The 10473-nt window shown below is 43.3% G+C and carries 5 protein-coding genes; 2 read left to right on the top strand and 3 right to left on the bottom strand.

Annotation, left to right across the window (positions count from 1 at the left end):
* On the top strand, positions 1-383 hold a 383-nt coding region (locus V7D75_RS01940), incomplete at its 5' end, for an SCO family protein (RefSeq protein ID WP_333613187.1).
* A 187-nt stretch (positions 384-570) separates the two neighbouring features.
* Here V7D75_RS01940 and V7D75_RS01935 read toward each other — a convergent pair.
* On the bottom strand, positions 571-2118 hold the full coding sequence (locus V7D75_RS01935) for an acetyl-CoA hydrolase/transferase family protein (RefSeq protein WP_333613186.1): 1548 nt from the start codon (positions 2116-2118) through the stop codon (positions 571-573).
* Positions 2119-2995: 877 nt separating this feature from the next.
* Between V7D75_RS01935 and V7D75_RS01930 the strand changes: the two genes are divergently transcribed.
* Positions 2996-3859 (top strand): universal stress protein, encoded by an 864-nt coding sequence (locus V7D75_RS01930; protein ID WP_333613185.1) that lies wholly within the window; start codon positions 2996-2998, stop codon positions 3857-3859.
* Between the two features lie 184 nt (positions 3860-4043).
* Here V7D75_RS01930 and V7D75_RS01925 read toward each other — a convergent pair whose 3' ends face one another.
* Together V7D75_RS01925 and V7D75_RS01920 are read right to left on the bottom strand one after the other, a co-directional pair.
* Positions 4044-9368, bottom strand: a complete 5325-nt coding sequence (locus tag V7D75_RS01925) for an ESPR-type extended signal peptide-containing protein (protein ID WP_333613184.1) — start codon at positions 9366-9368, stop codon at positions 4044-4046.
* A 309-nt stretch (positions 9369-9677) separates the two neighbouring features.
* Positions 9678-10397 (bottom strand): sensor histidine kinase, encoded by a 720-nt coding sequence (locus V7D75_RS01920; protein ID WP_333613183.1) that lies wholly within the window; start codon positions 10395-10397, stop codon positions 9678-9680.
* Between the last annotated feature and the right edge of the window lie 76 nt (positions 10398-10473).

The following is a 10473-nucleotide window of genomic DNA, read 5'->3' as shown; positions in this document are numbered from 1 at the left end:
ATACCAGCTGTCAGCATACCTGCCCTATCTTGGTACAATCGATGAAACAGATGTATAAAGAGATGACGCCTGAAGCACGTGCGCAAACGGAGTTTTTACTAGCAACATTAGATACTGAGCGCGATACCGTTGATGTGATGAAAAACTTTGCTGAGCATAATAATCTTGGTGATAACTGGCACCTGATTCGTAGCGATGAAGCCAGCACCCGTATGCTTGCCAACACCTTAAATATCAAATATCAATTTGCCGATAATGGTGATATTAACCACTCTAACTTGATATCTGTATTAGATAAAAACGGTCGTTTGGTCGCCCAAGGCGTTGGGATTGTCGACTCTGGCATTAAGCCATTGATTGAGTATTTAAACAGCCATAGTTAAGCATTTAAAAAACATACCTATAAAGCCAAATTTTTACCCTTTATCTTAGTTTTAAAGTATCGGTATTTTAAAGACAAAAAAACACCGCTCATCTAAATAGACAAGCGGTGTTTTTCATTGTGTCATCAGCTACGGCGCTGATTTCGGCGTTAAGCCTTTCAGTAAGTATTTAGTTAAGCATTGAAACCTAAACCGCCAAAGCCAAACCTTTTTTGACGCGCATATCGCCGGTTTCAACATAACGCTGATGCCAAGATAAAGATTCATCGAGCAAATGCGGCGTTTGCATGCCAGCTGTCTGTGCAGCACGGTCATAATAATCTTGTAGCATTGGGCGATAGTCTGGATGCGCACAGTTATCAATGATTTTTTGCGCGCGTTGACGTGGTGACAAACCACGCAAATCTGCCAAACCTTGCTCAGTGACGATAATCATCACATCATGCTCAGTATGGTCAACGTGTGACACCATCGGCGTGATGCATGAAATAGCGCCGCCTTTAGCAACTGACGGGCTGACAAACATTGAGGTAAAGGCATTACGCGCAAAGTCGCCAGAGCCGCCCAAACCATTCATCATGTTGGTACCCATGACGTGGGTTGAGTTGACATTACCATAAAGGTCACACTCAATCATCGCATTGATAGCGAGCACGCCCAGACGACGCGAGACTTCAGGATGGTTGGTAATCTCTTGTGGACGCAAGATAATGCGTTTGCGCAATTCTTCGATATTGGCATTAAAACGTGCCAATGCCTCTGGGCTTAACGACATCGCCGTTGCCGACGCTTGGGTCATTTTTCCTGACATAATCAAATCTAACATACCGTCTTGCAATACTTCGGTATAGCCAGTTAAGTTTTCAAACGGACTGGCTTGTAAGCCTGCTAATACCGCATTGGCAACGTTACCGACACCAGATTGAATCGGCAATAAGTTGGCTGGCATGCGGCCTTTTTTCACTTCTTCATGGAAAAAGTCGATAATGTAGCCGGCAATTTTGGTTGAGCACTCATCAGGATCGGCAAACTTACTATTGCGGTCAGGTGAATCGGTCAAGACCACGGCGACGACTTTATCCAAATCACAAGTTAGGTACGGCTCGCCAATACGCTCACCCGGTGTGGTAATCGGAATCGGTTTACGATGCGGCGGCAAACCAATGTCATCAAAAACATCGTGCATACCTTCTAACAATAAGCTTTGGCGGCTATTTACTTCTAAAATAATTTGATCGGCATTGTGCAACCATGCGTTATTGGTACCGATAGAGGTAGATGGAATCAGGCGACCATCTGGCAAAATACCGGCCACTTCAACCACCGCCATGTGCATATCACCATAAAAACCAAAGGTGCTTTGCTGAGCGACGTGTGATAAGTGCATGTCAAAATAATGCGTTTCACCAGCGTTGATTTGCTTACGTAGCGCGGGCTCTGACTGATAAGGCGTGCGCATCTTGATACCATTGGCTTCGGCCAAGACGCCGTCGCATTCTGCAGCGGTCGATGCGCCGGTTAATAAACCGATTTTGAAGTCTTCGCCGCGGGCTTGCGCCGCTTTTATACGCTCTGCTAATGCAGCTGGGATGGCTTTTGGATAACCTGCCCCTGTGAAACCACTCATTCCAACATTCATATCATGCAAGATAAATGTTGCTGCTTGCTCTGCTGACATGATTTTTTCACGCAAACCTTCGTGACGAACGCGCTCTTCGTGGCTAATTGCACTCATACCTTTTTTCCTAGTAACTTCCCTATTAACACCAAACCCTCAAAATAATGAGACGTTTGATACCGAAACAGCAATAAAATACAATGGAGTATATTAACAACTTTGGTATAAAAGACAAGTTGCTTGTCTCAAATTTTAATTTACGTCCTTAAAAACTACCTTCATTAATTAACAATAGTTCATAAAATTACAAGAGATAAGATTTGTTTTTTGATTACTTATAAAGCAATAACTTGAAGCTTTTTAGCTATGTAAAGTTAAAAAAACTCAAATAACTATACAGTAATTAAAAATACTATTAACTAAATTTTAAAAATACTCTAAGATTAATTTTAGTCTTGATGAAAGTCTAATAAGAATAGAGGGTGTTTAAATGCCAAATTTATGAGAAACCTAGATAAGCGCTTGGTGTTAAAGAGAATTATATCTTTGACTTCTAATGAGTTAGCAAATGCAAACATCTAAAATATAGCGCTTATTTTAAATAAAATGATAATAATAAACATAAATATTATTTTTCTTACTTTAATAATTGTATAACTATTAACTATCAATCTTTAGGGATTAAGAGTTGGTTTTTAATTTGTGTGCTTATTTAACACTCTCTAAAAAGTGACCGTGTTTTTAAATAAAGGCCTATTTTATATCAGTCATATAACCTGATATTTAATTATATTTATAGTAGAACCAATATTTTTTTAGTGAAATATTGTTCTATAATTAAAGAAAATTATATTTATAAAAAGGCATTTAAAACCTAGCGCTTTAATCTTGCTATGACTATATTTGAGGTAAGATGATGACCCCTACTAGGTCATTTTTAATGTGATGAAAAAGTCGGTTTATCAAAAGATAAATGCAAAACTAAGGACAGATTATGATAACGGAAGAGCACGTTTTGGCTTGTATCGATGGCTCAGCGGTGACTGGCTCAGTCTGTGATTATGCCGCGTGGTACGCAAGCAAATTGGACATCTCAGTAGCTTTATTGCACGTGAGCGACGTAGCAGCTTCGGTCAGACGCGATCTGTCTGGCGCCATCGGTATTAATAGTCGCCAGTTTTTGCTCGATGAGTTATCGGAACTCGATGAGCAAAGGGCGCAGGTGGTCAACAATTACAGCAATGCCTTGGTACAAGATGCGAAAAGTCATATACAAAATGGCTTTCAAGACATGAAGGTTTGCATTTATCAACGCCGCGGTAAACTGCTGCCAGCGATTGAGCATTTTCAAGAAAAGAATCGCGCCATCGTCATGGGACGGCGCGGTGAGGACCATAAAAACAGTCGTATCAATATCGGCAGTCAAATCGAAACGGTGGCCCGCGCCTCGAACATACCGGTGTTGATTTGTTCAGAGAAATTTAAAGAGCCGCAGTCATATATGGTGGCATTTGATGGCAGCAAAACGGCGATAAATGCCATACACATGCTTGCAAAGAGCAACCTGTTAAAAGGCTTACAAGGTCATATCGTTATGGTCGGTCATCATAACGAAGCCTCTAAAAAAAGCCTTGATAACGCGGCTGCACACTTACAGGCAGCTGGTTTTAGCGTCGATACCCATCAGCTCTTAGAACTTGATGCGGTTGAGGGTTTACTCAGCTTTCAATTTGAAAACAACATCGATATCATCGTCATTGGCGCTTATGGGCGCTCTAAGCTTCAGCATTTATTTCTGGGCAGTACCACGACAGAAATCATTGCCAGCACCTTATCGCCTGTTATTTTGGTACGCTAAACATTTGAAGTCATAGATTTTAATATCACTAATTTTACTTTTATTAACTTCACTAAATGCTCGTCTGTTCAATCAAATTTCATTCATAAAAAAAGCAAGACATCTCGTGTCTTGCTTTTTTACTTTAATCATTCAATGACTATATAGCTTTGTTTTGCTAAAGCTAGCCGAATTGTTTGGCTAACTAGTCAAAGTGGAAACCTGCACCGATTGCACCCCCTACGTTACCTTGGGTATCTGCGGTGCCATTTAATTTCATGACCCAGCGTCCATCGTTAGACATTTTAGAGAAGCCGATAGCGACGGCACTTTCGCCGTTGAATGTCGCGATACCGCCACCTATCATAGGTTTACCGATGATATATGCTTGTGGCAATGAAGACATGGCCATCGCTGCCGAGATACCGGCGTTGGCGTCATCTTCGACTTCGCCAATTTTATAGCCAAGCTCATTAATGCTGCCGCCTAAGCCTCTAGTAACGGCCTCTAACTGCCCGTAGTTCACAGCGTCTCTAGGCGCCATACCATCTGCTACATTTGTCACCTTGGTACCAGCGGCATTGATACCCGCAGCCGTCATGCTAGGTGCGGTCTCAGCATTACCTGCATAGATACCAGCGGCGGTCATACTTGGGCCATTTTTAATAGTGACACCACTATTATTAACCGTCGTATTGCCAGTCGTGACGCTCTCTACATTGATGTTGCCGTTCAAGTCAAACTTGATGCTACTGCCTTCGGCGGTGGTCTTAATGTTATTGCCGCCTTTAAAGCTTAGCACGCTACCATCACCCATCGGTTTATTGATATTGGCACCGCTATCAGCACCAAAGTTGAGACCTGCACCCATTTGTGTAGCGAAGACTGCTGCATCTGATTGTATAACAGTAATAATCTCTTGCAACTGTCCACCATTGACCGCCTCTTTACTCTCGAATGCTACGAGACCATCAGCAACATTGATAATTTTATTGCCAGCGGCATCAATAGTGGTTTTAGTAAATTTAGGACCACCTGCGATATCTAGTCCATCGCTATTCAATGTAGCATCACCAGCTTTTACGCTATCAACGGCGATATTTTTATTTAAATTAAAACTAACATTATTATTCTCTGCTGTTTTAGAGACCGTAATATTGTTATCGGTGTTATTTAGGTCAACTGTATCGCTTGGTTTCACTGTGCTGGTATTTACTCCTTGGGCACTGAGATTCCAGCCTTTGTTAGCATCCGCTGCACTTTGTTTAACTTCGTTTAGCTGTTCAACATTAACCGCATCCGTGTCTGCTTCCCCCCGTGCGATGTTGGTGAGTTTATTACCACCGTTGTTAAGCCCGCTGCTATTTAAGCTTACCGCACTGCCACTGAAGCTAACACCACCAGTATCAACTACAGTAGCTCCGGCTCTTAAACCTGTGGTTGAGAGCATCACATCACTACCAAAGCTTGCACTGTTCAGTCCAGTTAAGTCTTTAGCCAGTTTAACGGTTAAGGTATTAGCATCATCAGCGATAACCCCAATATTACTGTCCGTTAGTTTCGCAGAATCACTCACTCCACCTTTTATGATAATTGTGTCGCCAAGCTTACGCTTGATGGTCTTCGGCGCGTTGTCACCGCCAAACGATATACCTTTATCAAAAGTGTTGTTTATACCGCTTTGAAGTCCCGATAATTGCTCTTGAGTCGCGGCTTGGCCTCCACTGTAAGTTGCATTGGCATCAAAAGTCGTATTTGACAATCCTTTGACAGTGCCTGCCATACCATCTATTGATACCGCGTTTGGACTTGCGCCACCGATTTTGATAGTGTCAGCTAGACCGAATTTTGCACCATTTCCAAAAGCAGTCGCAGTAAGGTTGGTATCAGTCGCAACTTCGATTGCTTCACCTAACGCATAGGTTTTTGTTGTACCATTTAGGTTAAACTTAATACCTTTGGCAATGTTTTCGTTAGTCTCAAACAACTGACTACCATTAACCGCATCCTGACTAGTAGTGCTCAAAGTTCCAGCCGCCACGTTAGTAATCTTGTTGTTGCCATTGTTAAGACCATTGTTAGTTAGAACAACTAGACCGTTATCACCCTTGTATAATGTAATTCCTGCATTATTAACCTGAGTATCTCCAGTAGTGACACTACCCGTGTTACCAAGGTTAATATCCTTAGCCAATCTAACGGTTAAAGCATCTACCCCATTAGCGGTGACGCTAATGTTTTTAGTTGCTGGGTCAGAATCGATAGTATCGCCACCTTTGACTATAAGCTTTTGACCAAGCTTACGATTGACATCTCCCCCACTATCACCACCGAAGTTCAAGCCTTTATCAATGATAGTGTTGGCCAGATTTAACTGATTAACGTTCACAGCGTCTGTACCCATCTCACCAGCTTTAACATTAGTGATCTTATTACCGCCATTGTTAAGACCAGCGCCACTAAGTACGACTGTACGAGCTGCTGTTGGCGCAACTATGGTCATACCATCTTTACTAACTATAGTATTGCCCATTTTTACGCTATTTAGCAGTAAATCTTGAGCTGTTGCAACCTTAATCCCTCCCTCTTGTGCTGTTAGGACGATATTGTCACCTTTGAGAAAGTTAGCCGTATTGTTGGTCTTAGTGATGGTTTTGACAGCAACACCATCAATCTGAGTCACCACAGATTGTAAGGCGCTGTCTGCACTATCCAAACTGGCTTTAGTATCAGCACCTAAGTCAACTTTGTAGTCAGTGATGTTGTTGGTATCTTTAATATCAGGTGTGACCGTTAGGGCGCCAGAGTTAGCACTTGAAACTGTTGAGCCTTTGGCATTGACGGTATAGATATCTTGACCTTTATCACCCACAGATTTCGCCACTTCAACAATGTTTGTACCGGCTTTTACTTCTGTTCTAGATCCGGCTGCAGCACCAGTAAGCTGGCCCATATTAACGGCGTCAGTTAAAGCGACACCAGCGTCAATTCGAGTAATCTTTTTATTTCCAGCGTCGATACCTTTAGTTGTAATACTTGGACCACCCAATATGGTTAAGCCTTTACCATTTATTGTCGTCACAGAAGGAAGAGTGGGAGGAAAAAAACCAGGAGCAGAAGTTAAGACAATACCTGCACCGGTAACTGTAGTCGTTCCTACGAGAGGATTACCAGTTGTCACACTACCAAGTGTACCTAAGTTTAAGTTATTATTAAGCTTAACTTCGATTTTGCCACCGTTCTCTTGTGTAGTGATGTTGTTGTTGGAGCCTACGATCTCAACCGATTGACCTAGATTCTTGTTGACAGTCTTGCCATCAGCAGCTTTGATACCGAAGCCTAGACCAACGACACTTGAGACGCCGCCTTTTAGTTGCGCGACGTTCACCGCATCACTGTCGTTAGTACCTGCTGCAAGATTGACTATCTGACGGCTACCACCTGCTGTGCCATTTCCTACTGAGACAGCACCAGATCTTACCCCACTTTGTGTTGCGTTGATGGCGTTGGTAGAAGCCATACTTGCGCCTGTTGGAACATAACCAACCGCGCCGCCTACTACATCAGCTACTGACCCAACTCCTAGTGCCACTGAACCTTCTGTCGTCGCTGACGATCCCACACCAAACGCGGAGGAGGCAACGCCAGTTGTTGAAGACTGTACACCAATGGCGGTAGACAATGCCCCTTGTGACAATGCTTTTGCACCTATGGCAATGGAGGCAGCACCACCTGATTCAGTATTTACATTATAAGGAGGTGTCTCAACCAAATTACGACCTGTGTATGCTTTGAATGTTGCGTTGACACTGCCGCTGTTCACGCTGCCACTATCAGCGCCTGTGAGGTTGGCTTTAGAAGCTGCATCTAGATCATCACCACCAATGGCGATGGACGATGCCCCTTTTGATACTGTGTTGGCACCAATGGCAATAGACTGCTCTCCACTAGCAGTGGTTTTTTGTCCACTTGCGCTGCTACCAATTGAGATCGCTTGACTGCCAGAAGCCACAGAATTACGTCCCATGGCCATGGCGTTTTGTCCAGTGGCACCTTCGTTTAGATCATTGGTTCCACCCGTTGAGTTGACACTGTAGTACTTAGTTTTGTTGGCCGCAACGGTGCTGTTAACATCACCGATGTTGGCCGCATTGGTTAGCGTTGTACCACCGCTAAGAACGCCCGTTATTCGCTTGTTGCCATTATGTAGACCCGCGTCCGTTAATCTAACCGTATCGTTAGGGCTAGCAGTACTTAGAAAGGTAAAGCCGTTCTGATTAACTAAGCTGTTACCAACTCTTAACCCATTGGTATTTATCACACTACCACCAATGTTGGCACTATTAAGACCGGTTAAATCCTTGGCCAGTTTGACGGTTAGTGTGCCAGGACCGGTCGCTTCTACACCAATGTTGTTAGCCGATAAGGCTGTAGTTGCACCGCCTTTCACTGTGAGCTTGTCACCAAGCTTACGGTTGACAGTGGTCATACTATTGTCACCAGTAAAATCGAGACCTTTATCGACTACGCTTGAGACTCCTTTAAGCTGAGCCACATTCACAGCATCACTGTCGTTAGTGCCAGCTGCAAGATTGACAATCTGACGAGTACCGTCTTTAGCATTACCGATGGAGACTGCCCCAAGGTTAGTGCTATTAGTTGCTTTGATAGCGGATTGGTCGGCTGCGCTTGCACTTGTTGGTGCAAAACCTAATGCGCCGCTAGCAACATTAGCCACTGACCTTGAACCTAATGCCACTCCATCTTGTGTCAAAGATTCTGCTCCTGCACCCAATGCTAGCGAGCCTTGTCCAGTGGCTGCTGATGCTACGCCAAAAGCTGATGAAGCCATACCAGCTGCGCTCGAATGAATACCTATAGCAGTTGCTAGGTTGCCAGCAGACCGCGCTTTTGCACCCATCGCAATAGAGGCAGCGCCACTCGCTTCAGTATGGTGGCCATATGCATCCCATGACTCTAACAAGTCTCGCCCAGCATATTCATGAAACGTCGTATTGACCTGACCACTATTTAAGGCACCTGTAGATATGCTGCCATCATAGTTGGTTTTAGAGGCCGCATCTAAATCATCACCGCCAATGGCGATAGAAGATGCACCTGATGAAACAACGTTTGCACCAATGGCAATAGACTGCTCTCCACTAGCAGTGGTGTTCTGACCACTTGAACCGCCACCAATTGCTATCGCTTGGCTACCTAAAACCGTGGCATTCTTACCTATAGCAATGCCATGAAGACCTCCTGTTGTAGCATTAATTCCGCATTTTATCTCTGTACTAGCGTCGCAAGGTACAGCAATCGCCTGCATACTAAATCCAGCCGTCACTAACCCCAACCAAATAGTGGTTATACGAAAAATACGGGTAGATGAAAGAGTGGATGTGGTATTGATAGTAGCGTTTGAGCTCACGCTAGATTTTGATGATTTGCCACGCGTTTTGGCGTACTCAGAAACTGCCATAAAGCAGTTTAAAGACGCATTCCATATGACTTTATAATTCCTATTCATGACGCATACTCCCTTGCATATATCAGATTTAAAAAGCGAGATAAGAACCTATTTTTTAGAGAGTCAATGCCACAAAATAAAATCGTTATAAATACCTATGGTGGAAGTGAGACATAAATTGTTACTTGGATGATGGCTTTAGAAATAAAACGTCTTGTTTTGTAAGAACAATATAACTCTCTGTATATTATTATTAATGAATATAAAGAGAGTAACAATACCGTTCGTCGGATATTTACTACCGTTCGTCATGTATATATCGAATAATGAATATATTTTTAATAGGAGAGTTTTTACTATGTTTTTCTATTAGAAAATCGATTTATGAATAGGTAACACTATCTGCACTATTAAGCCTTGAATATCATCTTTGCGGTTACAAACATTAATTTGGCCTTTATGAGCGACGACAACCGCGTGGACGATTGCTAATCCCAACCCATAGCCACCTGTTTCCCTGTGGCGGGCACTATCAAGGCGTACAAAGGGCTGAAAAATACGCTCTAATTCTTTTTCTGCTACCCCGCCGCCCTCGTCTGTTATGCTAATTCGAATGGCGTCTCTTTTATTATCGAGCCTTGCTTTTGTGACTTCAGCAGTAACGGTCGAATCTGCAGGAGTATGCATAAAAGCGTTACGAATGATATTTTCAAGGGCGCTATGCAACTGTTCTTGATTACCAAGCACAGTCAAAGACGCATCAGATGATGACGATAATAAGACATCTGGCGGCGTCCATTGCCAGTGCACATCTTTATTCTGAAACTCAAAACAAACGTCTTTACCAATCTCGGTGATGAGTTCAACCAAGTCTACGGCATCATTTTCTAAATTATCGATGGTATATTGCTGCATTTGCAAAGATTGAATATGAATGATTTGCTCAATCAGCTCATTCATGCGTGCCGATTCTTTATCAATACGGTCAAGATAACGACTGGCATCGGGCGCAAAGTCGCGCGTCAGCTCAGTCGCCACATCGAGACGCGCCAGTGGCGAGCGCAGCTCATGGGAGATATCACTTAACATTTGCTTGCGCGCAAGCTCACTCTCAGCCAATCGAGTCGATAATTAAGCCACATCTTTTGCCAATAAACCTAGCTCG

The organism is Psychrobacter sp., assembly GCF_036731945.1.
GTDB lineage: Bacteria > Pseudomonadota > Gammaproteobacteria > Pseudomonadales > Moraxellaceae > Psychrobacter.
This window is presented reverse-complemented; position numbering and strand designations above follow the sequence as displayed.

Excerpts from the sequence above, each read along its gene's own strand:
- V7D75_RS01935 (WP_333613186.1), bottom strand. The coding sequence starts at position 2,118 with ATGAGTGCAATTAGCCACGAAGAGCGCGTTCGTCACGAAGGTTTGCGT.
- V7D75_RS01930 (WP_333613185.1), top strand. The coding sequence starts at position 2,996 with ATGATAACGGAAGAGCACGTTTTGGCTTGTATCGATGGCTCAGCGGTG.
- V7D75_RS01925 (WP_333613184.1), bottom strand. The coding sequence starts at position 9,368 with ATGAATAGGAATTATAAAGTCATATGGAATGCGTCTTTAAACTGCTTT.
- V7D75_RS01920 (WP_333613183.1), bottom strand. The coding sequence starts at position 10,397 with ATGTTAAGTGATATCTCCCATGAGCTGCGCTCGCCACTGGCGCGTCTC.